The sequence below is a fragment of the Nocardia sp. PE-7 genome, from assembly GCF_030486425.1.
GTDB lineage: Bacteria > Actinomycetota > Actinomycetes > Mycobacteriales > Mycobacteriaceae > Nocardia > Nocardia salmonicida_A.
The window spans coordinates 3442943-3469739 of sequence record NZ_CP129614.1; the positions used below are offsets into that span (position 1 = coordinate 3442943).

Below are 26797 nucleotides of genomic sequence, written 5' to 3' on the forward strand. Positions count from 1 at the left end.
ATTGTCATGCACCTGATCGTTTTCTCCAGTCCGCGCGCGGGCATGGACGAGGAATACAACACCTGGTACACCGAGGTCCACATCCCCGACATGCTGGCGATACCCGGGGTCAAGTCCTGCAACCGATTTCGCGCCCAACCGGTCGGCGGGCAGCCCCCGGAATTCGCCTATCTGGCCGACTACGATATCGACGGCGACGCCGGTCCGGTGCTGAAGGAAATCCAGGTACGCTCCGCGGACGGGCGCATCCAGCTCAGCCCGGCCATCGACCCGGCAGCCATGAAAGTGACTGTCTGGGAATCACTCTGATGGACTTCGAGCTCTCCGGTGACCAGCGGTTGTTCCGCTCGACCACCCGCGAATTCCTCGCGAAATCCGTTCCCCTCGACGTCGTGCGCGGCCTCGCCGCGTCCGGCGTCGGGTTCGACCGCGAGTGGTGGCGGCAAGGTGCCGAACTGGGTTGGACCGCACCGCTGGTCCCGGAGCGGCTCGGCGGCGGATCGGTTTCGGCGGTGCCGATGGCCGACCTCGCACTGGTCGCGATGGAATTCGGGCGGGCCTGCGCACCGGGCCCGCTCGTCACCACGAGTGCGGTGCTGACCTCCCTGGTCAGGGAGCAGAACCGCTTCGTGGACCTGCTCGCCCGGGTGTGCAGTGGTGAAACCATCGCCGCCTGGGCACATTACGAGCCGGGGCACGGACTCGAAGCCGCGGCGGTCGACACCCTCGCGGTGCCGGAGGGCACCGGCTTCCGGATCTCCGGTGTCAAGGACCGGGTGGAGTGCGGTGATCAGGCGGACGTGTTCCTGGTGTCGGCCCGCGGTCCCGACGGACCGGTCCAGGTCCTGATCGCCGCCGACGCACCGGGTGTCACCGTCATCCCGACCTGGACGCTCGACCTCGTACGCCGCACCGCGAAGGTCTCCTTCGTCGACGTCGTGGTCGGCGAAGACGCAGTGGTCCAGCGCTATCCAGGCGAGACCGCCGCGGCACTGGATACCCAGGTGCAGGTCGCCGCCGCGCTCACCGCCGCGGAGTCGACCGGCGCGGCCGAGCACGCCTTCGAACTGACCGTGCAGTGGATGTCGGACCGCTACACCTTCGGCCGGCAGTTGGCGTCCTACCAGGCGCTCAAACATCGTGCGGCAGAACACAAGACCACGCTCGAGGCCTGCTGTGCCACCGCGTGGGCCGCTGCCAACGCCTTCCACGGCGACCCGATCAGCACCGCCGAAGCCGTCAGCGTCGCGAAGTCCTTCATCGGCGCTGTCGCCCCCGGCCTGCTCCAGGATTGCGTGCAGATCCACGGCGGCATCGGGGTGACCTGGGAACACGATATCCATCTCTACCTGCGGCGAGTCACCCTCGGACGCGCGCTGTACGGAACGCCGGAGGAGCATCGGCGTCGCCTCACCGATCTCCTGGACAGGAAGGTCGCATGACCGAACAGAGCACCGCCGATCTCGAGCCCGTCGACGAGTTCCGCATTCGCGCCCGACGGTGGTTGTCGGACAACCTCACGCCCGCACCACCGAACCAGCACGGAGAGACCAGTAAGTCCGAGGCCTCCTGGCAACGCGCCAAACAGCTGCAACGCGTCCTGTACGACGGTGGCTTCGCGGGGATCTGCTTTCCGAAGGAGTACGGCGGGCTCGGCCTGACGCCCGCGCATCAGCGGGTGTTCAGCGAGGAGTCGCGCGCCTACGAAATGCCGCTGGCGCTCAACATTCCGACCCTGACCATCTGTGCGCCGACGATTCTGGACATGGGCAGCGAGGAACAGAAACGCACCCATCTCTCGGCGGTGCTGCGCGGTGAGGAATTGCTCGTGCAATTCCTGTCCGAACCGCGCGGTGGCTCGGACTTGGCCGGGCTGACCACCCGCGCCGAACGCAGGGGCGATACCTGGGTTCTCAACGGCGCCAAGATCTGGAGCTCGGGGGCTTATGCCGCCGACTACGGTCTGTGCCTGGCCCGCACCGACTGGGGGGTGCCCAAACACGCCGGGCTCACCATGTTCCTGGTTCCGGTACACGCGCCGGGTGTCACCGTCCAGCGGATCACCCAGGTCGACGGGTCGCAGGAGTTCTGCCAGGAATTCTTCGACGATGTCGTGCTGCCCGCCGATGCGGTGCTCGGCGAGGTCGACGCGGGCTGGGCGACCGCGAACCGGCTGCTGAGCCACGAGCGCAGCGCTGTCGGCGGCGCGTCGCCCTACGCCAGCGGTGTCCAGACCCACAGCGGGCGCGACGTGTCCGCGCTCATCGAATTGGCAAAACGGACCGGACAGTTGGACGATCCTCGGGTCAGGGAGGACATCGGCGAGGCGCGGGCGCTGAACATGGTGCACGATCAGCTGATCGCCCGCGTGACCCGCGGCATCGCGGCCGGGGCGCTCGTGCCCGCGGCCGGATCGATGGTCCGCCTGTTCAGCGCCCAGAATTCGTGGCTGCAAGCCGACATGGCGGTGCGGATCGCGGGCGCCGCGGCCGCCACCGGTGCCGACGTCGAGGACGCCGGAGCCGGCCGGGCCGGACAGGACTACCTGATGCGGCAGGCATGGAGTCTGGCCGGCGGCAGCACCGAGATGGCTCGCAACATCATCAGCGAGCGGGTACTCGGCATGCCCCGCGAGGCGGCCGCCGACCGGGGTCTGCCGTTCGATCAGGTCCAGCACGGCCGCTAGAGGGCTCCGGCGGCGACCGAGCGGCCGCCGCCGGAGATTGCCCTAGGTGATCGCGCCCGCTGTCTTGAGGCCGATGACCCGTTCCCAGTCCAGCCCGAGTTCGAGGAGGATCTCCTCGGTCTGCGCGGCGAACTCGGGGCCGGGCGCCAACTCGGGCGCGGTGACGTCGAATTGCACCGGGTTGGAGACCAATTCGAGCTCACCGGCCCGCACCAGGTATTCGTTGGCCCGGATCTGTGGGTCGTCGCCGACCTGCAGGCTGTCCTGCACCGGCGCCCACGGTCCGGACAGGGTGGTCAGCCGCTGGGTCCACTCGGCGAGGGTTGCGCTCGCGAACGCCTCCCGCAGGATCGCCACAGCTTCCTGCGTATTGGCCGCGATATCCGCGGCGGTGCCGAACCGGGGGTCCGCCGCCAGCTCCGGACGGCCGATATGACGGCACACGTCGGCCCAGAATTTGGTGGGCTGCAACATCACCAGCGACAGGTAGCGACCGTCTGCCGTGGCGTACAGGCCCGAGAGCGGGTTGGTCGGCGCGCCATGGGCGCCCGGCACCGGTGCCACCATCGGCTGCCCGAGATGCGCCGAGAGGGCGATGGTGTGGCCCAGCGCCCACAGGCCGCTGCCGAGCAGCGAGACATCGACCACCGACGGCTCGCCCGTGCGTTCCCGCTTGAGCAGCGCCGCCGCGATGCCCCCGGCTAGGTTCGTCCCGGAGATGGTGTCGCCGAAGGCGGGTCCCGGTGGCGAGATCATGCCCTCGGTGCCCGGCGGGGTGATGGTGGCGGCGACCGCGCCGCGGCACCAGAAGGCGGTCATGTCGAACCCGCCCTTGTCCGATTCCGCGCCGCGTGGGCCCAGCGCGCTGCCGCGGGCGTAGACGATCTTCGGGTTCACGGCGCGGATATCGTCCACGTCGATCCCGAATTTCGTGCGCGCCTGGGGCAGAAAGCTGGTCAGGAACACATCCGCACCGCGGGCGAGCTCGTGGATCACCTCGCGCCCCTCTGGCACCGACATGTCGACGCCGATGCTGCGTTTGCCCCGATTGGCATGTTCGACATTGGGATTGGGGTCACCGTCGACCCGGAAGCGCCCGATCTGTCGAAGGCCGCGTTGCGGATCGCCAGTGACCGCGTGTTCGACCTTGATGACATCGGCGCCCCAATCGGCCAGCACCGCTCCCGCCGACGGCACGAAGCCGTACATCGCGACCTCGAGTACGCGAATTCCCTCCAGCGGCCGCACTACTCGGCCCCGCCCGACGCTTCGCTCAACCCGACGACCGCCGCGTAGGTCTTGCTCTCCAGGAATTCCTCGAGCCCGGCGACGCCGCTTTCTCTGCCGATTCCCGACTGCTTGAAACCACCGAAGGGGGCGTCCGGCGAGAAGTAGTTGCCGCCGTTGATGCTGAACGTACCGCTGCGGATCCGCCGGGCGAGCGCGAGCGCACGGTCGGCATCGGCGCTGAAGATCGCACCGGAGAGGCCGTAGATCGAATTATTGGCGATGCGCACGGCATCGTCGTCATCGTCGTAGGGAATCACGACGAGCACCGGTCCGAAGACCTCTTCCTGGGCTATCTCGCTGTCGGGGTCGACACCGGCGAGCAGGGTCGGCGCGTAGAAGAAGCCCGGGTCGACCTTCGTGCCACCGGTGACCAACGTGGCTCCGGCGGCGACCGCCCGCTCGACCAGGCCGTGCACCTTGTCGCGCTGTTTCGCGCTGATCAACGGCCCCATATACGTTTTCGGGTCACTGGGATCGCCGCTGCTGACCCAGCCGAGATTGGTGGCGACCAGTTCGACGATCTCGTCGTGGCGGGCCCGTGGCACCAGCAGCCGGGAGGTGAGGGCACAGCCCTGTCCCGCGTGGGTGCAGATGGTGAACGCGGCGAACACGGCCGTGGTGGCGAAGTCGGCGTCGTCGAGCAGGACCATGGCGGATTTGCCGCCCAGCTCGAGGAAGACCCGCTTGAGTGATTCGCTCGCCGCCGCCATGATCTGGCGCCCGACCGGGGTGGAGCCGGTGAAGGTGATCAGATCCACGTCGGGATGGGTGGTCATCAGCTTGCCGATCGCGACATCGGCGGCCGACAACACGTTCACCACGCCGGGCGGGATGTCGGTGTGCTCGGCGATCAGTTCACCGAGGGCGAGCGTAGCCAGCGGTGTGTCGGGGGCCGCCTTGAGCACGACCGTGCAGCCGGCGGCCAGGGCGGGCATGAGTTTGGCCAGGGCCAACTGGTGCGGGTAGTTGTAGGCCACGATCGCCGAAACGACGCCGGCTGGTTCCTTTTCGATCCAGCGCCGGTGGCGCTCACCACGGATCTCGAGCTCGCCGAGTTCCTCGGTCAACGAGTACGCGGGCAGGAGATCGGCGTAGTAACGAGCGATCTCGATCGGGAAGTCGAGCTGGTTGCCGTGAGTGAGGCGCCGGGTGGCGCCGACCTCGGCGATGGTCAGCTCGCGCAGGTCCTCCACGTTGTCGAGCAGTGCCCGATGGAGTTGCTCGAGGCATCGGGCCCTGAACGCGGCATCGGTCGACCAACTGGTGGTGTCGAAGGCTCGACGGGCGGCGGCGATGGCCGCCTCGGTCTGTTCGAGCGTGGCTTCGGGGGCGTAGCCGTACACCTCGCCGGTCGCGGGATTGAGCGAGGCGAACGTGTGTTCCGCCTCGACCAGCTGTCCGTCTATCAGAAGCCGCTTGGTGACTGCCGTGGTCGGCGCCGACGCGCCGACCGAGTCCGTGTCCTGGGATGACATCCCGTCTCCTCGCTGAGCGTTGGAAATGTGATTCTCACTTCAAGAGAACAATATATCCATACACCTGGGCGCGTATCAGCCGAATGCCACGACCGACACCCCGATCAGCGGCGCACCATTCCCGAAAAGGGGGATATCAGGCCTTGCGGAGGAACTCTCGGCGAGAGTACGGTTCTCGCAACTGGAAGGGAGATTCTTGTGATCCACACTACAGCGCTGCGTCCCACGATCGGCGTGGAAGTCACCGGTGTCGCCGATCTGCACGACGACACGGTGATCAGCCGGTGCCTCGAGGCGCTGAAATGGCGCGGTGTGCTGGTCGTGCGCGGTCTGCACCTCGACGACGACGCGCAACTCGCGTTCTGCCGCGAGCTGGGCACGGTGTTGGCCCCCGGCGGCCGGGAGATCTTCACGATCACTCTCGATCCCGCGAAGAACCGGGCGGCCAAATACCTGGAGGGCACGTTCTTCTGGCACATCGACGACACCACCAACGAGGTGCCGGCCAAGGCCACCGTGCTCACCGCTCGCCACGTCGCCATGGAAGGCGGCGGGACCCAGTTCGCCAGCACCTACGCCGCCTACGAGAACCTCCCCGAAGCGGACCGCAAGCGCTACGAGGGGCTGCGGGTGGTGCACAGCTTCGAGGCATCCCAGCGACTGGTGCACCCGGATCCGACCCCCGAACAGGTCGCCGACTGGCGTACCCAGCCCTCCCACGAGACGGCCCTGGTCTGGGAGCGCGAGGACGGCCGCAAGTCCCTGGTGATCGGTGCCACGGCCGATCACATCGTCGGCATGGATCCAGTGGAAGGCCGGGCGCTGCTGGACGAGTTGCTCGACTGGTCGACGCAGGAGCGCTTCGGCTACACCCATGACTGGTCCGTCGGCGACCTGGTGATCTGGGACAACACCGGAATCCTGCACCGGGCGTTGCCCTATCAGGCGTCCTCCGAACGCGAGCTGCACCGGACCACCCTCGCCGGCGAGGAGGCGTGGGCGTGAAAACCGCAGTGGTCACCGGCGGCGGCTCCGGCATCGGACTCGCCATCGCACAACGACTCAGGGCCGACGGGTATCACGTCGCCACCCTCGATCTGCGGCCGACCGAAACCGAATTCGCCCACGCCGCCGATGTCGCCGATCCCGAGCAGGTGCGCGCCGCGCTCGACGCGGTCCGCGCCACGCTCGGTCCGGTGACGATCCTGGTCAACGCCGCGGGGCTCGACGGCACCGGCCGATTCGTCGATATCGACTTCGCGCAGTGGCAGCGGGTGGTCGACGTCAACCTCAACGGCGTCTACCACTGCATTCAAGCCGTCCTGCCCGACATGCTCGAGGCCAAATGGGGACGCATCGTCAATATCTCCTCGTCGAGCACACATTCGGGTCAACCGTTCATGGCGCACTACGTCGCGGCCAAGTCCGCGGTGAACGGGCTGACGAAGTCGTTGGCGCTCGAACTCGGTCCGGTGGGCATCACGGTCAACGCCATCCCGCCCGGTTTCATCGACACCCCGATGCTGCGCAAGGCCGAGTCGGCCAAGCTGCTCGGCGGCACGATCGACGACCACATCCAGCGCACCCCCGTGCGGCGAGTGGGGCAACCCGAAGACATCGCCGCCGCGTGCTCGTTCCTGATCTCCGAGAGCGCCGGGTACATCACCGGGCAGATCCTCGGCGTCAACGGCGGACGCAACACCTAGCCGTACCGATCCAGACAACGGGCTCACCTTCCGGTGGGCACCGCACACACCGAAAGGAATCCCCGTGGGACGCGTCGAGGGCAAGGTCGCCTTTATCACCGGAGCCGCACGAGGCCAGGGCCGCAGTCATGCGGTGCGTCTGGCCGCCGAAGGCGCCGACATCATCGCCGTCGATATCTGTCAGGACATCGACTCCATTGGATACCCGCTGTCGCGTCCGGAGGACCTGGACGAAACGGCCCGACTGGTCGAGAAATCGGGGCGGCGCATCGTCACCGTCCAGGCCGATGTGCGCGATGCCGCGCAGATGCGCGACGCCGTCGCGCACGGGGTGCAGGAACTGGGCCGCCTCGACATCGTGGTGGCACAAGCCGGAATCGCCGGGATGAAGGGCGAGCCGCAGTGGCAGGCCTGGACCGATGTGCTCGACACCAACCTGACCGGCGTGCTCAACGCCATCCACGCCGGGCTGCCCCATCTCGAAGCCGGCGCTTCGATCATCGCCACCGGCTCTCTCGCCGCGCTGATGGATATCAGCAAGGTGGATCAGCCCGGCAAGGATCCGGGTGGCGTCGCGTACATGGTCGCCAAGCGCGCACTGTCGATGATCGTGCACGAACTCGCCACCCACATCGCGCCGAAGAAGATCCGCGCCAACGTCATTCACCCGACGAACTGCAACACCCCGATGTTGCAGAGCGAGCCGATGTACCGCTCGTTCCGTCCCGATCTCGAGCATCCGACCCGCGCGGACGCCGAACCCGCCTTCCACACCATGCAGGCCATGCCGGTCCCCTATGTCGAGCCCGAGGACATCAGCGACGCGGTGCTGTTCCTCGCATCCGACGAGTCCCGTTTCATCACCGGCACCCAGTTGCGGGTGGACGCGGGCGGCTATCTGAAGTGGTACGACTACCACGCCTGAAAGGAATTCCCGCCGTGAAGGTTCGAGTCGATTCAGAGCGCTGCCAGGGCCATACCCTGTGCGCGATGACCGCTCCCCAATCATTCGAGTTGAGCGAGTTCGACGGCCATTCGTCGCCGGTCAGCGAGGATGTCTCGCCCGACCAGGAGGAGCAGGTGCGCGAAGCAGCTCACTCCTGCCCGGAACGCGCCATCGCTATTTCCTGAGAGGACACCGCCATGAGCGTCAACGATGTGGCGACCGACGAGGCACGCAAGAAACCGAATTTCTCGTTCGATCGATTCGCCCCCGAATACCGCGACCAATTCGTCGCGACCACCGAATCCATGCAGGAACAGTGCCCGATCGCCTGGACCGACACCCACGACGGGCACTGGGTCGCGGCGGGCAACCGCGAAGTCTTCGAACTCGCACGCTGCCCGCACATCTCCAACGACCACGATACGGCCGGGGTGCGGCGCGGCTACAAGGGCATCTCCATTCCGAAAGCCCCACGGGCCAGCGGGGTTCGGGGCGGCATCCTGGAAATGGACGAGCCCGAGCATCGCGAGGTGCGTTCGGCACTGAACCCCTACCTGTCCCCCGCGGCCGTCGCACGCTGGATCCCGTTCATCGACGAGATCGTGCGGGCCGCGATCGACGAGAAGATCGAGTCGGGCCGGATCGATTTCGTCGACGAGCTGGCCAATATCGTGCCCGCCGTGCTGACGCTGGGCATGTTGGGTATCCCGCTCGTGAATTGGACGATCTACAACGAGCCGGCCCATGCGTCGGTCTACACACCGCCGGACTCCCCGGAGTATCCGCGGGTGGCGGAGATGCACCGGACGATGGGAATCGATCTGCTGCAGAATCTGTTCGAGATCCGGGAGAACCCACGACCCGGCCTGATCGACGCGATCAACAACGCGACGATGAACGGCGAACCGCTTCCCGATATGGAAATGCTGGGCATGCTGGGGCTGCTCATCGGCGGTGGCTTCGACACCACGACCGCGCTCACCGCGCACGCCCTGGAGTGGCTGTCGGAGAACCCGGATCAGCGCGAGACGTTGAGCCGGGATCGAGACGAGCTCCTCGATTCCGCGACCGAGGAATTCCTGCGGTACTACACGCCCGCCCCGGGTGACGGGCGCACGATCGCCGAGGATTGCGAGGTCGTGGGCACCGAGTTCAAGGAAGGCGACCGGGTGTGGCTGTCGTGGGCGATGGCCAATCGCGATCCGGCCGTCTTCGACGACCCGAACGAGGTCATCCTGGACCGACGACGCAACCGGCACTACAGCTTCGGGCTCGGCGTCCACCGGTGCATCGGTTCGAACGTGGCGCGCACCGTGTTCAAGCGCATGCTGCTCGCCGTTCTCGACCGGATGCCGGACTACCGCTGCGATCCCGAAACCACGGTGCACTACGACACCATCGGGGTCATCCAGGGCATGCGACATCTTCCGGCGACGTTCACCCCCGGACCACGCCTCGGGCTCGGACTCGACGAGACGCTGGTGAAACTGCAGAAGATCTGCGACGAGGAGCAACTCGCGGCACCTGTCACGGCCCACCGGGACGCCGGTACCCAGTGAGCAACGAGATCTCCGAGGCATCGGGGCGGCCGCTGCCCCTGGTGACCGCGGAGAACGAATTCTTCTGGACCGCAGGCGCCGACGGTCGCCTGCGGATCCAGGAGTGCGGTTCTTGCGCGGCCCTGATCCATCCACCGCAGCCGGTGTGCCGGTATTGCCACGGGCACACCCTCGGTGTCCGCGATGTCTCCGGCTTCGCCACACTCATCGGCTTCACCGTCAATCAGCGGTTCAGCGTGCCGGGGCTGACCGCGCCCTATGTCGTGGCCCAGGTCGCGGTCGAGGAGGACCCCCGGGTCCGGCTCACCACCAATGTGGTGGGCTGCGATCCGGCCGACCTCGTGCTGGGGATGCGGATGGAGGTCGTCTTCGAACAGGACGCGGATGTGTGGTTGCCGCTGTTCCGGCCCACGGCCGAACAGCTGGCACCCGCACCTCTGCCCGCCGACGAGATCGAGCCGGACCGGTTCGGCGAACACGTACGGCCGATGATCGGCCGGGACAAGTTCGAGGACAAAGTCGCCATCACCGGCATCGGCATGTCGGAAATCGGTCGCCGCCTGATGGTTTCGCCGCTGTCGCTGACGATTCAGGCATGTGAGCGCGCGGTCGCCGACGCCGGTCTCACCATGGCCGACATCGACGGTCTGTCGACCTATCCCGGTGGCGGCAATGTCGGCGGTTTCGGCGAGGGCGGGGTGAGCGCGCTCGAGGCCGCGCTCGGTCTCCGACCCACCTGGTACAACGGTGGTTTCGAGACCTTCGGTCCGGGCGGGTCGGTGATCGCGGCGATGCTGGCCGTCGCCGGCGGTCTGGCCCGGCACGTGCTGTGCTTCCGCACCGTGTGGGAGGCGACGTACAACGAGCTGATCCGCACCGGCGAGATCACGCCGACGGGCGGCCGGACCACCAGTTGGATGATGCCCTTCGGCGCCACCTCGGCCGCGCACACGTTGGCGCAGAACGCCCAACGCCATTTCCACCGCTATGGCACCACCAGGGAAACACTGGGCTGGATCGCACTGAACCAACGAGCCAACGCCGCGCTGAATCCCACCGCGGTCTATCGCGATCCGCTCACGATGCAGGACTATCTCGAGGCCAGACCGGTCACCACGCCGTTCGGGCTCTACGACTGTGACGTCCCCTGTGACGGCGCGGTCGCGGTGTTGGTCTCGGCGGTCGAGACCGCGCCGGATCTGGCCAAACCGCCGGTGCGGGTAGCCGCGGTCGGCACGCAGATCCTCGAACGGATCGAGTGGGACCAGAGCACCCTGACCCATGAACCGCAGGTCCTCGGCCAGGCCGCGCACCTGTGGTCGCGTACCTCGCTGCGCCCGGCCGATGTGGATGTCGCCGAACTCTACGACGGATTCACCTTCAACTGCCTGTCCTGGATCGAAGCTCTCGGCTTCTGCGGGATCGGCGAGGCCAAGGACTTCCTGGAGGGTGGCAAGAACATCGCCCGCGACGGCTTGCTCCCCCTCAACACCCACGGCGGCCAGCTCTCACACGGCCGGACCCACGGCATGGGGTTGCTGCACGAGGCGGTCAGTCAGCTGCGCGGGGAGGCAGGGCCGAGACAGGTCTTCGGTGCGCGGGTCGCCGTGACCAGCAGCGGTGGTCTGACGCCCAGCGGTGTGCTCCTGTTGACCGGCGAGAACTGATTTCGATCGAGCCGCGCAGTCGTGGCTCAGGAGGTAACCCATGGATGTCACCGATGTGGCGCCGACCCTGCTGCGGCTGGTCGTCGGCGCCACGATGATCGCGCACGGACTCAATCACTGGCTCGGCGGCGGCCGGATCGCGGGCACGGCCCGCTGGTTCAGCGGTCTCGGCCTGCGCAACGGCGTCCTGCAGGCGTGGGCGAGTGTGCTCACCGAGGTCGGGGCCGGCGTGCTGCTGATCCTCGGCCTCGGTACGCCACTGGCGTGCGCGGCGGTGATCGCGGTGATGCTCGTGGCTGGGTTGCTCGCGCACCGGGCGAACGGATTCTTCGTGTTCAAGGAGGGGTACGAGTACGTGCTCGTCCTGGCGGTGGTGGCGCTGGCGCTGGCCTTCCTCGGACCGGGGCGGCTGTCGATCGACCATGCCGCCGACATCACCGTCACCGGCTGGGCGGGCGGCGGCATCGCCCTCGGCGTAGCCGTCGTGTCGACCGCGGGACTGCTCGCGCTGTTCTGGCGTCCACAGCCCGAACAGACTGCGTGAGCAGCACATTCGAACTGGAGGTGCGCTGATGCGCGTCGGATTCATCGGATTGGGTAGTCAGGGTGCGCCGATGGCGCAGCGGATCGTGGCGGCCGGGTACCGGACCACCCTGTGGGCTCGCAGACCTGCCACGCTCGAGCCTTTCGCCGATACCACGGCCGAAGTCGCGCACACGCCGCGCGCCCTCGCCCAGGCCAGCGACTTGGTCTGCCTGTGCGTGGGCAACGACGCCGACATCCGTGACGTCCTGACCGGCGAGGACGGGGTACTCGGCGGACTGGCACCGGGCGCGATCGTGGCGGTGCACAGCACGATTCATCCCGACACCTGCCGCGAACTCGCCGACAAGGCCGCGGCGCAGGGTGTCACGTTGATCGACGCGGCGGTCAGTGGTGGCGCGCCCGCGGTCGCCCAGGGGCGTCTGCTCGTCATGGTCGGCGGCCCGGTCGAAGCGGTCGATCTGTGCCGACCGGTGTTCGAAACCTACGCCGATCCTGTTGTGCACCTGGGCGATGTCGGGGCAGGCCAGGTCACCAAACTGCTCAACAACCTGTTGTTCACCGCCAATCTCGCGACCTCGGCGAGCACCCTGGCGCTCGGCCGCGATCTCGGTGTCGACCAGGACAAGCTCGGCGAGGTGATCGCGCACGGGTCGGCGAACAGTTTCGCCCTCGGCCGCATCCTGGCGGGCACCATGGCCCGGATCGGCGAGCACGCCGGGCACACGCTGCGCAAGGACATCCAGCTACTCGCCGATCTCGCTACCGGGTCCGAAGCGGACGCCGGTGTCGCGCTGACCGCGGCCGATGCCACGCTGGGCCTGATCGGTCACGCTCGGTGACTGCCCTGCGGGTGGGGTTTGTCGGGGTGGGGCGAATGGGCGCACCGATGGTGCGCCGACTCGTCGCGGCCGGACACGAGGTGCGCGCGCTCGGGCGGTCCAGCGGGGCGCGCAGACGGGTCACCACGTCGGGCGCCGAGCCGGTGTCGTTCACCGCGGCGGTCGGCACCGAGGCCGCCGCTGTCGTGATCTGCGTGTTCACCGATGATCAGGTCCGTGAAGTCTGTCTCGACACTCCGTTGCTGTCGAGCATGCCGACCGGGTCGGTGCTCATCGTGCACACCACCGGCAGCCCGCGAACCGTCGAAGATGTCGCCGCGCTGGCCGCTACGCGGGATATCAGCGTCGTGGACGCCGCCATCAGTGGCGGACCGCCCGATATCGACGCGGGTGCCCTCACCCTGTTCGCCGGCGGCACCGAGAAGGCCGTCGCCCGTGCCGAACCCGTATTGCGCTGCTACGGCGATCCGGTGTTGCACGTGGGCCCGCTCGGCGCGGGGCAGCGGGTGAAGCTGGTCAACAACGCGCTCTTCGCGGCCCAACTCGGTCTGGTCACCGAAGCTGTCCACTTGGCCGCCCGACTCGGCGTCGACGAATCGACCGTACTCACGGCCCTCCAGCACGCCAGCGGAGCCAGCCGCGCCGCCGCGAGCGTCGCGGCCAAGGGCTCGGTGGCCGCGTTCAGCGCCTCGGTCGGCGAGTTCATCCGCAAGGACGTCGCCGTGGTGCGCATGCTGGCCGCCGAACTCGGCGCGCCCATGGGCGCACTCGACAGCGCCATCGACGCGCAGTTCCTCGATTCGGAGCGCAGGCCATGACCTCGGCCGACGGCGCCGAGCTCCTGCTCGGCCGCCACGGCCACGTCATGATCGCGCGCCTGAATCGGCCCGCGGCACGCAATGCGTTGACCCGCACCATGATCGACGAGCTCGGCGCGGCGCTGATCGCCGCGGAAGCCGACCCCACGGTGCGGGCGCTTCTCCTCACCGGGGCCGGAGAGCACGTCTTCTGCACCGGCACCGATCCCCGAGCCTTCACCGCCGGTGCGGACTTCCTCACCGGTCCGCACTACGCCGCGTTCGTCCGACTGACCATGGGCCGACACAGTATTCCCGTGATCGGCGCGGCCAACGGCACCGCGGTGAACGGCGGGCTGGAACTACTGCTCGGCAGCGACGTCATCATCGCCTCGGCCACCGCGAAGTTCGGGTTCCCCGAGACCGCCCGCGGATTGTCCCCGGGCAGTGGCAATGCGTCGATCGGCATCAAGATCGCGCTCGGCCCCGCCGTTTCGCTACTGCTCAGCGGGGAACTGATCACCGCGGAGCAAGCGCACCGGATCGGGTTGGTCGCCACCGTCACCGCGCCCGATGAGGTCTTCGAGACCGCGTTGGCGCTGGCCGAGACGATGGCCGCTGCGCCGCTGGACCCGGACCCGGTCGACGAACCGGCACGCGCGACCCGCACCGACACCGCCCGCGACACCCGCAGACTCAGCTATTGGCAGTCGGTGATCGGCACCGAAACCGATGTCAGCAGCACACAGTCGTTCCTCGAGGAGCGGAAACCCCGCCGGGAGGACCGCTGATCGGGAGCGCTCCCCACCCCGGGGCGCTCCCGATCAGATCCTCATCGAGCCGCCGCGGCCGTATCGTCGAGGTGGATCCGGTTCTCCGACAGTCGATCCCCGAGCCGGTCAAGGTCGTAGGACTGACGGGCCATCCAGAAGCGAAGGACACCGGTCAGCGAGTAGCGCACGAACAGTGCGGCGCCCACGACGCTGCCCGCCACCCCGGTCAGCGCCAGTGCCAGCGCGTCGCGCTGGGCGAGCGGATCAGTGGTGGTGTGCGCCAGGAAATAGGCCAGCACGGTCAGCGCCGGGCCCGCCACCATCAGGGCGGCGCCCAGGCGCAGCCACCGACTGCCCCGGCCCGCGGCCGGATCGGGGATCTTCAATTCGGCCAGTTCGCGGGCGAAGCGGTCGGCACGTGTTTCGGTCATCATGAACTTCCTAGGTAGAGGTTGGCCAGTTCGCGGCGGAGTTCGCCGTCGGCGGGCCCCTGGTATTCGATGCGGCCACGCACCAGCACGGCCGCGTGATCGGCGATGTCGAGCACGGCGGCGGCGAACTGCTCGACCACCAGCACCGCCACGCCTTGCCGAGCGATCTCGGCGACCTGCTCGTAGAGTCGCTCCACCACCAATGGGGCCAAGCCCATGGACAGTTCGTCGAGCAGCAGTACGGCCGGGTCGGTGGCCAATCCCCTGGCGAGGGCGAGCATCTGCTGTTCGCCGCCCGACATCGTGCCCGCGATCTGATCGGCGCGCTCGGCGAGAATGGGGAATCGGTGGAACGCCACCTCCTCGATCTCGGCGTGGGTCTTGCCGGTAAAGGTCATCATCAGCAGGTTGTCGCGGACCGACAGGTTGGGGAACACGCCACGGCCCTCGGGGATCAGGCAGACGCCGGTGGCGGCCAGATCGCGAGGGTCGGCCCCGGTGACGTCTCGGCCGCCGAGTACGAGTCGCCCGGTCGTGACCGCGTGCACCCCGGCCGCGACGCGCAGCGTGGTCGTCTTGCCAGCACCGTTGGGCCCGAGCAACGCGACCACCTCGCCCGCGGCGACCCGCAGGTCGAGCCCGTGCAGCACGGTGATCGCATCGTAAGCGGCACGAACACCGTGTAGTTCGAGTGCGAAGGTCATCCTTCTCCTAGGTAGGCGGCGAGTACGGCGGCGTCGCGGCGGATCACCTCGGGCGGACCGGAGCTGATGATCTTGCCGAGGTCGAGCACGTAGAGCTGATCGCAGACATTCATCACCAGCCCCATGTCGTGCTCCACGAGCAGAACCGCGACACCGTCGTCGGCCAGCGACCGCAGCAGTGCGGCGAACCGTTCGGTTTCGGTGTGGTCCAAGCCGGCCGCGGGCTCGTCGAGCAGGACCACGCTGGGTCGGGCGGCCATCGCCCGCCCGACCTCGACCAATCGGCCGGTGCCGGTGGGCAATTCGTCGGCGGTGGTGTCGGCGACCTCGTCCAGGCCGAGCCTGCCGAGGAGCTCGTCGACGATTCCGGCGGCGTCGCGCCGGTGTCGTCCGAGTTCGGCGGCGACCAGGAGATTGTCGCGAACACTCAAGCGGCCGAACAGTTCCAGCCGCTGAAAGGTCCGGGCCAGCCCGTGCCCGGCCCGGCGGGCGGGCCCGAGCCGGGTGACATTGCGGCCGTTCATCGTGACCCGGCCGGTCTCCGGTCGCCGCAACCCGCAGATCACGTCGAACAGGGTGCTCTTGCCCGCGCCGTTCGGACCGATCAGGCCGGTCACCCGCCCCGCCTCGGCGCACAGCCCGGCTCGGTCGAGGGCGCGGTGACCACCGAAGGTCACCGAGACCTCCTCAACTTCGAGTAGTGATCCCACGATCGAGCATCTCCTTGTCTGCTGTGGTCCACGGCCGTTCGATGCCGAGCCATTCGACCGGCACCTCCACGGGCGCGGGCGGACGGTTACGCAGATTCGCCCAGCGCGGCACCACGATGGCGGCGATCAGCGCGCCTGCGGTGAACACGTAGCCGTTGACGACGTCACCCACGCGCAGCGCCCACAGCAGGGCCAGTCCGCCGATCAGCACCGCCAGCACGACTCGATCACGCAGTGCCGCGGCCCATTCGCGGCGCATATGCGCCAACGCGCCCTGGCCGAGGAACCCACCGCTGAACGCGATACCACCCAGCGCGGGCAACACGTGGACGAGGTTCGTCAGCGCCGGGAACAGCACGGGAATCGCGTTGAGCGGTCCCGAATAGACGGCGCCGGTGAACAAGCCGCTGCCGACCGCGCCGAGCCCGGCGATGACCACGATCAGGAAGATCGGCAGGCCGGCGACGAATCCGAACTGTTCGGCGGTCACCGACCGCAACTGCATGCCGTAGAGCGCCCCGCCGAGTCCGGCGATCGCCGCCGACAATGAGAACACCAGCATCTTGGCCGCCAGCAGGTTCCCCCCGAGAGTGGCGTAGGCGGCCTCGCTGTCGCGCAGGGCGATCAACCGTCTGCCGAGTCGGCTGCGGCGCAGCATCGCCACCCCGAATCCGGCCAGCCCGAGCACGACCGCCGCGAAGACGGTCACCTGCGCGGTACTGGTCAACTGGATCCCGAACAGGTCGGGGCCGACCAGATCCACCGAGCCTTGATCGAACAGGGCGATCCGCACCCCGAACACCTCGAACGAGGGCAGGGTGAAGATCCAGCGGTCGAGCACCACCGCGAACGCGGCCGTGCCGAGCGCGAGGTACACCCCGGACAACCGCAGCGCGGGCAAGGCGATCAGCGCGCCGACGGCGCCCGCGATCGCCATGGCGGCGAGCAAGGCCCACCATTGCCCGTCGGCACCCAGATGCGCGTAGGCCACCGCGCCGATCCCGGCGATGCTCAACTGGCACAGCGAGATCTGGCCCGCGAATCCGGCGAGCGGGACGAACGACAGCGCGATCACCCCGAAGGCGAAGATCAGGCCGTAGGTGATCAGATCCGATTCGCTGAGCAAAGTGGCGAGCATGACCCCGACCACCGCGACGACGACCGCGAACACGGCCGAACCACGCACGGTCGGCAGCGGCACGGGACTCAACCGCCGATCACGCCCACGCAACCGCCCGTGCGGGAACAACAGCAGCGCGACGAGCAGCAGCAGCGCGGGCGCGGCCAGCCGCAGTCCGGGCAGATACTCGTTCTGCGGCAGGTACCCGGTGAGGTAGCTCTCCAGGCAGCCGACGACGACCGCACCGAGAAAGGTCATCGGCAGACTGCGCAGCCGTCCGAAGATCGCCGCACTGTAGGCGCTGACGATCAGCAACGACAGTTGCGCCGCGTCCAGGGCCACCATCGGCGCGATGAGGATGCCGCCGACGGCCGCCAACTCGATGCCGAGCATCCAGGCCACCCGGTTGGCGCGTTGCGGGTCGGCGCCGGTGAGCCCGACCAGGGCCCGATCGTCGACGGTCGCCCGCATCTCGGCGCCGGTTCTGGTCCGGTACAGCAGGATACGCAGCGCAAGGGCCACCGCTACCGCCACGACCATGGTCAACGCCTGGTGCCAGGTGATGGTCACCGATCCCAGGTGCAGCGGTCGTTGCTCGGCGAAGAACCGCGGCAGGGTGCGCGCCACGTCCGGATTCCAGATCCAGCGCGCGGTGAGCATCAGGCCGCTGAGCAACGCCACCGTCATGACGAGCTTCTCGGCGTCGCCGAGTCCCTGGGTCGGCGCCAGCGCCTGCGCGAACGCCAACCCGAACAGCGGCGCGAACACCAGTAACACCAGGGCCACCGCGATCGGCGTCGGCACGCCCCAGCCCACCGTGAACTGCCAGTACACGAAGGCCGACATCATGCCCGCCGCGCCGTGCGCGAAGTTGAAGACACCGGTCGTGGTGAAGGTCAGGACCAGGCCGCTGCCGATGATGGCGTAGATCGCGGCGGTACTGAGCCCGACGATGCCGAAAGCGATGAACTGCTCCATTATTTGACGTCGCTCATGCTCTTGCCGACGTCGGCCAGTGTCAGCGGGCGGCCGTACTCCTTGGTGTAGACGTAGGGCTTCATGTCGCAGCGGAACGGGCCGGTGTCGGGCTTGAAGTCCGCGATCGTCCAGCCCTGCGCGGTCGCCTTCATCACGTTGAAGCACTTGGGCGGCACGGTGTGGGTCGACATGTCGGCGGGCGCCTGCAAACCGCCCGCGGTCCACGCGGTCTCCTTGCGCGCGGTCTCCACGACGCAGGTGCGGGTGAGGTTGTCACCGCAGCTCGAAGCCGCCTTCGCGAACAACAGCCACTGGATCAGCGAGCGCAGCCCGTTGTAGGTCAGTTTCCCGTCGGGTGCGTACCGGGCGTACAGATCCTTCGCCCGCTGCACCGCGGGATTACTGTCCGCGGACTCCAGCGGTACTGTTCCCGACAGGTCGGCGAAGTTGTTCTGGGCGGACAGGGACGTGCGGGCGAGTTCGAGGAACGCGGGGGTATAGGCGTTGCTGGTGACGTCGACCCAGTCCAGCTTGTAGTCCATGCTGGTGAGCACGTCCTCGAGCTTGGCGAGGCTACGGAAGTCACCGAGGAAGATCAGACCCTTCACGCCCTTGGCCTTGATGGACTGCGCGTAGGGCGTCCAATCCGAGACTCCGGCCGCCGGATAGAGGTCGTTGTAGATCAGGGTCGCGCCCTCGGCGGGCAGCGACTCCCCGTACCGGTCCGCCATGGACTTCACCACCGGCGAGTCGGCCACGATGATGCCGACAGCGGCCGCCGACGCCGGGTACGCCTCTTTGAACAGCCACTGATGCATGCCCGCGTAGGTGTCGTAGGGGCGCGCGGAGGAAGCGCCGGACCCCACTTGGAGATCGGAACCGGTGTTCTCGGCCTGGCTCACCTGCGAGGGGAACTCGGGCAGCGTGCAGGAGAGCCGATCCTTGACCCCGAGGGAATCGAGTGCGGCGGAGCCACCGACCAGCGCGAAGTCCTCGCGGCACGCTTCCAGCATCCGCTGACGGACCTCGAGCAGTTTCGCGTCACGGATGTTGAAAGCCAGCTTACGACCGTTGATTCCGCCGTTGTCGTTGCACCAGGAGGTGAAAACCTTGGCGGCATCGACCAGTTCGGGGTTCTTGGTGAAGCCCATGTCGGTGAACACACCGACTTCGATCTGCTGCGGCGTCACCCCCTGCGTGGGCGAACTCGTCGACGTGCCGGACTGACAGACGCCGGTCAGATCACCGAACTCGCTCGTCACCGCCTTGCCGCCCGGTGCCGCGGCCTCCTCGACGCCACTGCCGGTGCGGCCGCTACAGCCCGCCACCAACAACGTAGTCGCCATCAAGGCGACGAACATTCGCTGCGATCTCACCGATGTCCTCCTGACACAAGCTCGGCGGCCGAGCCCTGCTCCTCATCGAACGAGGCGTCTATGGTCGACGCTCTCCATATCGGAAATCATCTTCTCACTCAGAGAGAATAAAGTTAACACTTTGGCGAAAGATCGATGGCGAATCCTTGCGGCGATGATCGGCAGCCGTTCGCCACACCCCGCGCACACGTGTGGCGCCCAGCGGAGAACCGCTGAGCGCCACACTGTTTCGGCTACCTCAACAAGCAGGCGAGGTACCGCCCTGAATCGCCATCAACGCGCAGTAGGTGGCCGCGGCGACCTTCCACTGGCCGCCCTCACGCACCGCCTGACCGGTCTGATCGGGAAGCACCGGAGTGCCGTTCATGAGCAGCGAATAGGTGACGTCGGCGTTGTCGGCGTCGATCAGCTTCACCCCGCCCACGGTGACCGAGGTGCTCTGCGCCTGCGGGTTGGCCGCTTGGGCCTGCAACAACGGGGTGAACGCGGCACCCTTCTCCACGACCGCGACCTTCTTGTCCGCCGGCGCCTTACCGTCGAAGAACAGCACATAGGCATCGGTGATGGACTTGACCGCAGCCGGGTCGGCCGCCGCGGTCGCAGCCGAGGTGGCGACCGCCGATGTGGTCGACGAACTACTCGAACCCTCGTCGTCGGAGCCACAGCCGGTGACCGTGACGACGGCGATCGCCACGAGGCCGCAACAGGCCATCGCCTTGTGGCGCAGTGTATTTCGCATTGGTGGAACCTCTCTTCATGAGCGACGGATCACTCGATCTTCTGTTTCATCTCGTCCAGCGCCATCAGGATCGGAAAGCCGTTCACGCTCAACGCGTTCCCGTGACCGGTCGAGTGCACGTCGAAGACGGACTGAATAGCGGCGTAGAAGCCCTGGACGTCGAGCGTCTGGTTGACCGCGCGTTTGGCCTGTCGCAAGCCGAACGACGGCATCGCGGCGATCCGGGTCGCCAGCGCGCGGGTCTGCTCGTCGAGCTCCGCGCGCGGCACCACCTTGTTCACCATGCCGACCTGTTCGGCTTCCGTCGCGGTGACCGCACGGCCGGTGAACAGGATTTCCTTGGCCTTGCGCGCGCCGAGTTCCCAGGTGTGTCCGTGGTATTCGACGCCGCCGATGCCCATGAGCACGACCGGGTCGGAGAACAGCGCGTCGTCGGCGGCGACGATCAGGTCGCAGGGCCAGCACAGCAGGAGCCCACCGGCGATGCACCGCCCCTGCACCGCGGCGATCGACGGCTTGGGCACATTGCGCCAACGCAGGGAGTACTCGAGGTAGCGCCTGCTCTCGTTCTGGTAGATCCACTCCAGGGTGATGTCATCGGACGAGGGCCAGCGATCTTTCAGATCGTGCCCGGCCGAGAAGTGTTTGCCCTCGCCGCGCAACACGATCACCGCGACCTCGGGATCCTGGGCGGCGCGGGTCCACGCGGCGTCGAGTTCGTCGAGCAGGTCGGCGTTCTGGGCGTTGGCGGCCTCCGGCCGATCCAGGGAGATGGTCGCGATCTTGTCGGCGACTTCGTAGCGGATATACACAGCGAGCTCCTCAGCTCCGAGGGAGACCGAGCACACGCTCGGCGATGATGTTGCGTTGGATTTCGGAGGTGCCGCCGGCGATGGTGCCCGCGAAGCTACGCGCGTAGCGCTCGAACCAACTGCACGAGAAGTTGTCCAGATTCAGCGGATTGAACGGCGCGGTGACGGCCGGGTGGACGAGCCCGTCCGCGCCCGCCGCGAGCAAGATCTGTTCCGCCGCGCTCTGCACGGCTTCGGAGCCGAACACCTTGAGCACCGACAGCGCGGCCACGTCCTGGTCGCCGCGGGCCGCGCGGGCCAGTGCCGCCGAGCCGAGCAGTCGCAGGGCCTGGTTGTCCATGACCATCGTCGCGTAGTGGTCGCGCTCGAGCACCGTGCTCGGCCGGAAGTCTTCGATCAGCTCCCGCAGCCGGTCGGCGAAGCTGAGCCACAGCAGCGTGCGCTCGTGACCGAGCGAACCGTTGGCCACACCCCAGCCTCCGTGCAGCGGGCCGACGAGGTTCTCCGCGGGCACCACCACGTCTTCGAAGAACACTTCGTTGAAGTCCAGGTCGTGCGGACCGCAGATCGAGGCGAAGGGCCGCCGCGTCACCCCCGGGGTGTCGGTCGGGATCAGCAGCACGCTGATCCCCTTGTGCTTGGGCAGATCCGGGTCGGTGCGGACGAAAGTGAGCAGCACATCGGCGTCGTGGGCACCGGAGGTCCAGACCTTCTGCCCGTTCACGACGAAGTGGTCGCCGTCGAGTACGGCGCGCGTCCGCAGTCCCGCCAGGTCGGACCCGGCGCCCGGTTCGCTCATGCCCAGCGCCGCGGTGATCTCGGCGCGCAGGATCCGCACCGCCCAGTTCTTCTTCTGTTCCTCGGTGCCGAAGGACAGCAGTGAAGCGGCGATGATGCCGAGCCCCTGGGGGTTGAAGCTGTGATACATGTGCCGCTTGGACAGCTCTTGCAGGTGCACGTACTGCTGCACGAGGGTCGCGTTGCGGCCGCCGTATTCCGGGGCGTTGCCGGGAAGCAGCCAGCCGCTGTCGAATTGGCGACGCTGCCAGTCGCGAGCCCAGCCGGGAATATCGGCGCTGGAACCAGCCCGGTCCGCTCCCGCGACCGCCGCGTCGGGCAGGTTCTCGGCCAGGAAGGCCACGAATTCGGCCCGGAAGGCTTCGACGTCGGCGTCAAAAGTCAGTTGCACGGTACTCCTCGGCGATCAGCGCCCGATGCGTGTGCGCGCCGCCGAGCAGCAGCTCGCCGGCCTTGGCCCGCTTGAGCGCGAATTGCAGGTCGTTTTCCCAGGTGAAACCCATGCCGCCGAACAACTGCACGCCGTGGCGGAACACCAGGGACTGACATTCACCGGCGGCGGCCTTGGCCATCGAGGCAGCGATCCGGCGGCGTGGATCGTCGTCGGCGATGGTCAGCGCCGCGAAATAGGCCAGCGCCCTGGCCCGTTCGATGGCGATCTGCATGTCCGCGGCCTTGTGTTTGACCGCTTGGAACGAGCCGAGCGCGACGCCGAACTGCTGACGCGTGCGCACATGCTCGAGCACCAGGTCCAGAATGCGCTGGCAGGCACCGACCGTGGTCAGGGCCAGGCCGGTCAGGGCGAGGTGGCGAGCACGTTCCGGCACCGTGGTGACGCGGCGCTCGTCACGCACTCGCACCCCGACGAAGCTCACGTCGGCGATGTGCAAGACCGGGTCGAAAACCGCTGTGCGCCGGGCGATCGCCTCGGCAGCCTCCACGACGAACACCCCGACATCGGTGACGACCGCGAACTGCTCGGCTCGATCACCGTCGAGGACATGATGGCCGGTGCCGTCGAGCACCCAATCCGCGCCGTCGCGTCGCACCGTGACACCGGTGAACACGGCCGTCCCCGAGCGATGGCCCTGCGCGAATTCCGCCGCGAGTGGGGCGAACTGGCTCATCGTCGCCAGATAGGGCGTCGGATCGGTGGCCCGGCCCAGCTCCTCGAGCACGATGGCCAGTTCCACCGCGTCGGTGGCGTCGATCAATTCGGTCCAGCCCAGCTCGACATAGGTATGCCACAGCGGGGCCGGATCGGCGTCCTTGTCCGCGACCGCACGAATCAGTGCGGGCGGACACTCCTTCGCGAGAACGGCGCGGACAGTCTCCTGCCACAGCCGTTGATCGGAGTCGAACTCCACGAGCATCCGGAGGGCCTCCTTGCCAGCCAATGTCGATAACAATACGGAGAATAGCATTCTCTTCAGAAGAAAGTAATGGTCTCCAAGATCGCGGACACGCAGGGCTGACCACCGATGGATATGACGTTCTCCGGTACAGTGCACCCATGTTCTGCACACATAACCGAGGATGGAGGCGACCGTGACCAGCGTCAGCGAAGAGCCCGCCTGGAAGCAGCGGGCCGTCGAGCGGTCCATCCGCGGGGCGAAACTGCGCGCCGAACAGCGGGTGCAAAAGTTCCTCGACGCGGCGCAGGCCATCATCACCGAAAAGGGCACCACCGACTTCACCGTCCAAGAAGTGGTCGACCGTTCGCGTCAGTCACTGCGCAGCTTCTACCTGCAGTTCGACGGCAAGCACGAGCTGTTGCTCGCCCTGTTCGAGGACGCGCTGAACCGGACGGCCGATCAGCTGGCGGCGGCCGCCGAGGGCAAGACCGAGCCACTGGACCGTCTTCGGGTCACCGTCGAATTGCTGTTCGAACTGTGCAGGCCCGACCCGGTCGCGCAGCGTCCGCTGTTCACCGATTTCGCGCCACAACTGCTGGTCTCCCATCCCGCCCAGGTCAAGATCGCGCACGCGCCACTGCTGTCGCTGTTCAGCGACCTGATGGAACAGGCCAAGGAGGCCGGGGCGCTGCGCGATGACCTCAACCCACGCCGCATGGCCGCCGTGGTGATGCAGACGGTCATGTTCACCGCGCAGTCGGCGGGCGGTACCGACGAGGACACCGCGCACCCGATCACCGCGGGTGAAGTCTGGGACTTCTGCGCGTTCGGGTTCGCCAAGGCCTGAACCGACCGGGTGGCCGCATGCGGCCACCCGGTCACCGCTCATGGCGCGGCCACCTCGATAACGGTCGCCGACCCCATTCCGCCGCCCGCACACAGCGCCGCGATGCCGAAACCGCCACCACGCCGCCGCAATTCGTGCACCAGGGTGGCGATCATCCTGGCGCCGGTCGCCGCGACCGGATGCCCGAGCGAACAACCACTGCCACTGACATTGACCAGATCCGGGTCGATGTCCAGCGCCTTGATCGCGGCAAGGGGCACCACGGCGAAAGCCTCGTTGATCTCGAACAGGCTCACCTGCGACAGCGAGATCCCGGCCCGCGACGCGGCTTTCGCGATCGCCTCGATGGGCGCGAGCCCCGTGACGGCGGGGTCGACCCCGACCGAGGCCCAGGATCGGATGACGCCGAGCGCGGGCAACCCGAGGCGATCGCTGGCGATGGCCAGGGCCGCGGCTGCGTCGTTGGCGCCCGCGGCATTGCCCGCCGTGATACTGAAACCCTCGATCTCCGGATGCAGGACCTTCAGCCCGGCCAACTTCTCGATGGTGGTGTCGCGTCGCGGGTGCTCGTCGGTATCGAACAGGCCGTGCGGAGTCTTGATCGGCACGATCTCGTCGGCGAAGCGTCCCCCGTCGATGGCGGCGATGGCATTGCGATGCGAGCGCAGCGCCCAGGCGTCCATCTCCGCGCGCGAGATACCGGCTTTGACCGCCGCGTTCCAGCCGACGGTGATGGACATGTCCAGATTCGGCGCATCGGGGCGATCGGGGTGACTCGGCGAGACCCAGGGCTCGAGCCATTCGTCCTCGCCCACCCGGAAACGCAGGCGGGGCGCGGTGGAGTCGGAGTTCACGCCACCGGCGATGACGAGCCGGTCCATGCCCGCGCGGATGCTCGCCGCGGCGGACTGCACCGCCGCCATCCCCGCCGCGCAGTGCCGGTTCGTGGCGAGGCCGGGCACCGTGGTCAACCCGGCGGTGACCGCGGCGTGCCTGGCCAGCACTCCGCCGCCGTAGCGGCCCTCCCCGAGAACGACATCGTCGATCCGGCTCGGGTCGAGGCCGTCGGCCACCGCGGCGACCACATGATCGGCCAGCGTGAAGGCGTCGGTGTCGCGCAGTGTCCCCTTTCGTGCGGTCCCGATGGGTGTGCGTAGCGCGGAGACGATGACTGCTTCAGGCACGGGTGTCCTCCAATTCGGCAACGAGGTTGCGTCGCAATAGTTTTCCGGTGTCGGTCTTGGGCAGCTCGGTGCGGAACACGATGACGTCGGGCGTCTTGGACGAGCGCAGCCGGTCCTTGACCCACTGCTTGATCCGCGCTTCGTCGCCGACCCCGACGACCACCGCGACCAGGCGCTGCCCCCATTCCGGATCGGGCACGCCGACGACCGCGGCCTCGGTGATGCCGGGGTAGCCGAGGAGCACGTCCTCGATCTCGGCCGGTGCGATGTTCTCCCCGCCCCGGATGATCGTGTCGTCGGCACGCCCCTCGATGAACAGGTAGCCGGCGTCGTCGAGCTTGCCGAGATCGCCGGTGGGGAACCAACCGTCGGCATCGAGGGCGCTGCGGCCGCCGTATTCGCCCGAGATCTGCTCACCACGCACGAAGACCAGCCCGGGCTCCCCCACTTCGACGGGTTCGTTCGCGGCACTGCGGATCTCGAACTCGATGCCGGGAAGCGCGCGCCCCACCGAGCCGAGCCGGTCGCGGACGAGCGGGTCGTCGGAGGTGGCGGCGGCACGGTGATCCTCCGGTCCGAGGACCGCGACGGATGAGGCAGTCTCGGTGAGTCCGTAGGCGTTGACGAAGCCGGTCTCGGGGAACACCCGAAGCGCGCGGTCCAGCACGGGGCGCGGCATCCGGGAGCCGCCGTAGGCCAACGTCGCCAGGGTCGGGGTGTCCGCGTCGGGCTCCTCGACCTCGGCGACGATGCGGGCCAGCATGGTCGGCACCAGCATCGCCTGGGTGATCCGTTCCCGGCGAACGGTCGCCAGCCACTCGGCGGGGTCGAACGCGGACAGGTAGACCACGCGGCGCCCGGCGTAGAGATTCGACAGCAGATTCGTCAGCCCCGCGATGTGATACGGCGGCACCGACACCAGCGTCGCGTCGGTGGTCGCGGCGGCGCCGAACTCCACGGTGTTGAGCAGGTAGGCCATCAGATGGCGGTGCCGCAGCAGCGCCGCCTTGGGCGCGGAGGTGGTGCCGCTGGTGTAGAGGATCACCGCCACCGAGTCCGCGTCCCACGGTGTCGGCAGCTCCAGCGCGTCGGGCTGCGCGGGGTCGACGGCCACCAAGGCGTCGAGGTCCTCCGGTCGCAGGACCAGCGCGCCCGGATGTCGTTCGAGCAGTGCGCTCAGCTGGGCATCCCCGAGCCGGTAGTTCAGCGGCACGAACGGCACACCGGCCAGCACCGCGCCGAACAGCGCTACCGGATAGGCCAGATGGTTCGCGCCCAGATAGAGCACCGCGGGGTACTCGTGGAAGCGAGGGGCCGCCCGCCGGGCGCGGTCGAGCAGGTCCGCCGCGGACAGCGAGCGGTCGTCGACCGTGATCACCGATCGACTCCCGGCCGCAGCGGCCATGTCTAGGATCATGCCAATGTTCATGAGAACATTATTCTCACAGTTAGAGAGTGA

The 26797-nt window shown here is 67.9% G+C and carries 27 protein-coding genes; 14 read left to right on the forward strand and 13 right to left on the reverse strand.

Annotated features, from left to right (window positions below):
* The first annotated feature begins 6 nt into the window (after nt 1–6).
* From QX204_RS16200 to QX204_RS16210, 3 genes are read left to right on the forward strand one after another with little or no spacing between them, the layout of a single operon-like run.
* Nucleotides 7–309 (forward strand): DUF4286 family protein, encoded by a 303-nt coding sequence (locus QX204_RS16200; protein ID WP_301907708.1) that lies wholly within the window; start codon nt 7–9, stop codon nt 307–309.
* Entirely contained in the window at nt 309–1442 is a 1134-nt protein-coding gene (locus tag QX204_RS16205) for an acyl-CoA dehydrogenase family protein (protein WP_301907709.1), read from the forward strand. Before QX204_RS16200 ends, QX204_RS16205 begins: the two co-directional genes overlap by 1 nt.
* Complete coding sequence (locus tag QX204_RS16210; protein ID WP_301907710.1) at nt 1439–2686, forward strand: acyl-CoA dehydrogenase family protein; 1248 nt, start codon at nt 1439–1441, stop codon at nt 2684–2686. Before QX204_RS16205 ends, QX204_RS16210 begins: the two co-directional genes overlap by 4 nt.
* Before the next feature lie 42 nt (nt 2687–2728).
* On the opposite strand, the gene QX204_RS16215 is transcribed toward QX204_RS16210, so the two are convergent.
* Entirely contained in the window at nt 2729–3934 is a 1206-nt protein-coding gene (locus tag QX204_RS16215) for a CaiB/BaiF CoA transferase family protein (RefSeq protein ID WP_301907711.1), read from the reverse strand.
* Entirely contained in the window at nt 3934–5451 is a 1518-nt protein-coding gene (locus QX204_RS16220; RefSeq protein ID WP_301907712.1) for an aldehyde dehydrogenase family protein, read from the reverse strand. Before QX204_RS16220 ends, QX204_RS16215 begins: the two co-directional genes overlap by 1 nt.
* A 198-nt stretch (nt 5452–5649) precedes the next feature.
* Here QX204_RS16220 and QX204_RS16225 point away from each other — a divergent pair, with 198 nt between their 5' ends.
* The 10 genes from QX204_RS16225 (at nt 5650) to QX204_RS16270 (ending at nt 14302) form a co-directional block, all read left to right on the forward strand.
* On the forward strand, nt 5650–6456 hold the full coding sequence (locus QX204_RS16225; protein ID WP_301907713.1) for a TauD/TfdA dioxygenase family protein: 807 nt from the start codon (nt 5650–5652) through the stop codon (nt 6454–6456).
* Nucleotides 6453–7157 (forward strand): SDR family NAD(P)-dependent oxidoreductase, encoded by a 705-nt coding sequence (locus QX204_RS16230; RefSeq protein ID WP_301907714.1) that lies wholly within the window; start codon nt 6453–6455, stop codon nt 7155–7157. Before QX204_RS16225 ends, QX204_RS16230 begins: the two co-directional genes overlap by 4 nt.
* A 64-nt stretch (nt 7158–7221) precedes the next feature.
* The gene (locus tag QX204_RS16235; protein ID WP_056809098.1) at nt 7222–8082 is read left to right on the forward strand and encodes a mycofactocin-coupled SDR family oxidoreductase; all 861 of its coding nucleotides are present in this window, start codon (nt 7222–7224) and stop codon (nt 8080–8082) included.
* Nucleotides 8083–8096: 14 nt separating this feature from the next.
* Nucleotides 8097–8288 carry a ferredoxin gene (locus QX204_RS16240; RefSeq protein WP_056809101.1) on the forward strand — a complete coding sequence of 64 codons (192 nt, stop codon included), beginning with the start codon at nt 8097–8099 and terminating at the stop codon, nt 8286–8288.
* 12 nt (nt 8289–8300) lie between these two features.
* Complete coding sequence (locus QX204_RS16245; protein WP_301907715.1) at nt 8301–9662, forward strand: cytochrome P450; 1362 nt, start codon at nt 8301–8303, stop codon at nt 9660–9662.
* An 8-nt stretch (nt 9663–9670) separates the two neighbouring features.
* The gene (locus QX204_RS16250; RefSeq protein WP_301908013.1) at nt 9671–11329 is read left to right on the forward strand and encodes a thiolase C-terminal domain-containing protein; all 1659 of its coding nucleotides are present in this window, start codon (nt 9671–9673) and stop codon (nt 11327–11329) included.
* A 40-nt stretch (nt 11330–11369) separates the two neighbouring features.
* On the forward strand, nt 11370–11873 hold the full coding sequence (locus tag QX204_RS16255) for a DoxX family protein (RefSeq protein WP_301907716.1): 504 nt from the start codon (nt 11370–11372) through the stop codon (nt 11871–11873).
* Nucleotides 11874–11901: 28 nt separating this feature from the next.
* Nucleotides 11902–12714 carry an NAD(P)-dependent oxidoreductase gene (locus QX204_RS16260; protein WP_301907717.1) on the forward strand — a complete coding sequence of 271 codons (813 nt, stop codon included), beginning with the start codon at nt 11902–11904 and terminating at the stop codon, nt 12712–12714.
* 5 nt (nt 12715–12719) lie between these two features.
* On the forward strand, nt 12720–13532 hold the full coding sequence (locus tag QX204_RS16265; RefSeq protein ID WP_301908014.1) for an NAD(P)-binding domain-containing protein: 813 nt from the start codon (nt 12720–12722) through the stop codon (nt 13530–13532).
* Nucleotides 13529–14302, forward strand: coding sequence for an enoyl-CoA hydratase/isomerase family protein (locus QX204_RS16270; protein ID WP_301907718.1), 774 nt, complete (start codon nt 13529–13531; stop codon nt 14300–14302). Before QX204_RS16265 ends, QX204_RS16270 begins: the two co-directional genes overlap by 4 nt.
* Before the next feature lie 41 nt (nt 14303–14343).
* Here the strand turns inward: QX204_RS16270 and QX204_RS16275 are convergent, their stop codons facing one another.
* The 9 genes from QX204_RS16275 to QX204_RS16315 form a co-directional block, all read right to left on the reverse strand.
* Entirely contained in the window at nt 14344–14715 is a 372-nt protein-coding gene (locus QX204_RS16275) for a hypothetical protein (RefSeq protein ID WP_301907719.1), read from the reverse strand.
* Nucleotides 14715–15419 (reverse strand): ABC transporter ATP-binding protein, encoded by a 705-nt coding sequence (locus QX204_RS16280; RefSeq protein ID WP_301907720.1) that lies wholly within the window; start codon nt 15417–15419, stop codon nt 14715–14717. The genes QX204_RS16275 and QX204_RS16280 overlap by 1 nt, the downstream gene beginning before the upstream one ends.
* Nucleotides 15416–16129: an ABC transporter ATP-binding protein gene (locus tag QX204_RS16285; RefSeq protein ID WP_301907721.1), complete on the reverse strand. Its 714-nt coding sequence runs from the start codon at nt 16127–16129 to the stop codon at nt 15416–15418. Before QX204_RS16285 ends, QX204_RS16280 begins: the two co-directional genes overlap by 4 nt.
* Nucleotides 16107–18227, reverse strand: coding sequence for a branched-chain amino acid ABC transporter permease (locus QX204_RS16290; protein WP_301907722.1), 2121 nt, complete (start codon nt 18225–18227; stop codon nt 16107–16109). The genes QX204_RS16285 and QX204_RS16290 overlap by 23 nt, the downstream gene beginning before the upstream one ends.
* Nucleotides 18227–19588 (reverse strand): ABC transporter substrate-binding protein, encoded by a 1362-nt coding sequence (locus QX204_RS16295; protein ID WP_301908015.1) that lies wholly within the window; start codon nt 19586–19588, stop codon nt 18227–18229. Before QX204_RS16295 ends, QX204_RS16290 begins: the two co-directional genes overlap by 1 nt.
* Nucleotides 19589–19841: 253 nt before the next feature.
* On the reverse strand, nt 19842–20342 hold the full coding sequence (locus tag QX204_RS16300) for an MTB12 C-terminal domain-containing protein (RefSeq protein ID WP_301907723.1): 501 nt from the start codon (nt 20340–20342) through the stop codon (nt 19842–19844).
* A gap of 29 nt (nt 20343–20371) precedes the next feature.
* Nucleotides 20372–21154: an enoyl-CoA hydratase gene (locus tag QX204_RS16305; protein WP_301907724.1), complete on the reverse strand. Its 783-nt coding sequence runs from the start codon at nt 21152–21154 to the stop codon at nt 20372–20374.
* Nucleotides 21155–21164: 10 nt separating this feature from the next.
* On the reverse strand, nt 21165–22343 hold the full coding sequence (locus tag QX204_RS16310) for an acyl-CoA dehydrogenase family protein (RefSeq protein WP_301907725.1): 1179 nt from the start codon (nt 22341–22343) through the stop codon (nt 21165–21167).
* Nucleotides 22327–23325: an acyl-CoA dehydrogenase family protein gene (locus tag QX204_RS16315; RefSeq protein ID WP_301907726.1), complete on the reverse strand. Its 999-nt coding sequence runs from the start codon at nt 23323–23325 to the stop codon at nt 22327–22329. The genes QX204_RS16310 and QX204_RS16315 overlap by 17 nt, the downstream gene beginning before the upstream one ends.
* A 175-nt stretch (nt 23326–23500) precedes the next feature.
* Here QX204_RS16315 and QX204_RS16320 point away from each other — a divergent pair, with 175 nt between their 5' ends.
* Nucleotides 23501–24154: a TetR/AcrR family transcriptional regulator gene (locus QX204_RS16320; protein WP_301907727.1), complete on the forward strand. Its 654-nt coding sequence runs from the start codon at nt 23501–23503 to the stop codon at nt 24152–24154.
* 38 nt (nt 24155–24192) lie between these two features.
* Here QX204_RS16320 and QX204_RS16325 read toward each other — a convergent pair whose 3' ends face one another.
* Both QX204_RS16325 and QX204_RS16330 read right to left on the reverse strand, forming a co-directional pair.
* Nucleotides 24193–25338, reverse strand: a complete 1146-nt coding sequence (locus QX204_RS16325) for a thiolase family protein (protein ID WP_301907728.1) — start codon at nt 25336–25338, stop codon at nt 24193–24195.
* On the reverse strand, nt 25331–26767 hold the full coding sequence (locus QX204_RS16330) for a class I adenylate-forming enzyme family protein (RefSeq protein ID WP_301907729.1): 1437 nt from the start codon (nt 26765–26767) through the stop codon (nt 25331–25333). The genes QX204_RS16325 and QX204_RS16330 overlap by 8 nt, the downstream gene beginning before the upstream one ends.
* Nucleotides 26768–26797: the final 30 nt, after the last annotated feature.

What these genes read in the sequence shown, in the direction of transcription:
- QX204_RS16270 (WP_301907718.1), top strand. Translation starts at nt 13,529, where the DNA reads ATGACCTCGGCCGACGGCGCCGAGCTCCTGCTCGGCCGCCACGGCCAC.
- QX204_RS16290 (WP_301907722.1), bottom strand. Translation starts at nt 18,227, where the DNA reads ATGGAGCAGTTCATCGCTTTCGGCATCGTCGGGCTCAGTACCGCCGCG.
- QX204_RS16330 (WP_301907729.1), bottom strand. Translation starts at nt 26,767, where the DNA reads ATGAACATTGGCATGATCCTAGACATGGCCGCTGCGGCCGGGAGTCGA.
- QX204_RS16275 (WP_301907719.1), bottom strand. Translation starts at nt 14,715, where the DNA reads ATGACCGAAACACGTGCCGACCGCTTCGCCCGCGAACTGGCCGAATTG.
- QX204_RS16205 (WP_301907709.1), top strand. Translation starts at nt 309, where the DNA reads ATGGACTTCGAGCTCTCCGGTGACCAGCGGTTGTTCCGCTCGACCACC.
- QX204_RS16300 (WP_301907723.1), bottom strand. Translation starts at nt 20,342, where the DNA reads ATGCGAAATACACTGCGCCACAAGGCGATGGCCTGTTGCGGCCTCGTG.
- QX204_RS16200 (WP_301907708.1), top strand. Translation starts at nt 7, where the DNA reads ATGCACCTGATCGTTTTCTCCAGTCCGCGCGCGGGCATGGACGAGGAA.
- QX204_RS16245 (WP_301907715.1), top strand. Translation starts at nt 8,301, where the DNA reads ATGAGCGTCAACGATGTGGCGACCGACGAGGCACGCAAGAAACCGAAT.
- QX204_RS16280 (WP_301907720.1), bottom strand. Translation starts at nt 15,419, where the DNA reads ATGACCTTCGCACTCGAACTACACGGTGTTCGTGCCGCTTACGATGCG.
- QX204_RS16295 (WP_301908015.1), bottom strand. Translation starts at nt 19,588, where the DNA reads ATGTTCGTCGCCTTGATGGCGACTACGTTGTTGGTGGCGGGCTGTAGC.
- QX204_RS16315 (WP_301907726.1), bottom strand. Translation starts at nt 23,325, where the DNA reads ATGCTCGTGGAGTTCGACTCCGATCAACGGCTGTGGCAGGAGACTGTC.
- QX204_RS16255 (WP_301907716.1), top strand. Translation starts at nt 11,370, where the DNA reads ATGGATGTCACCGATGTGGCGCCGACCCTGCTGCGGCTGGTCGTCGGC.
- QX204_RS16210 (WP_301907710.1), top strand. Translation starts at nt 1,439, where the DNA reads ATGACCGAACAGAGCACCGCCGATCTCGAGCCCGTCGACGAGTTCCGC.
- QX204_RS16260 (WP_301907717.1), top strand. Translation starts at nt 11,902, where the DNA reads ATGCGCGTCGGATTCATCGGATTGGGTAGTCAGGGTGCGCCGATGGCG.
- QX204_RS16220 (WP_301907712.1), bottom strand. Translation starts at nt 5,451, where the DNA reads ATGTCATCCCAGGACACGGACTCGGTCGGCGCGTCGGCGCCGACCACG.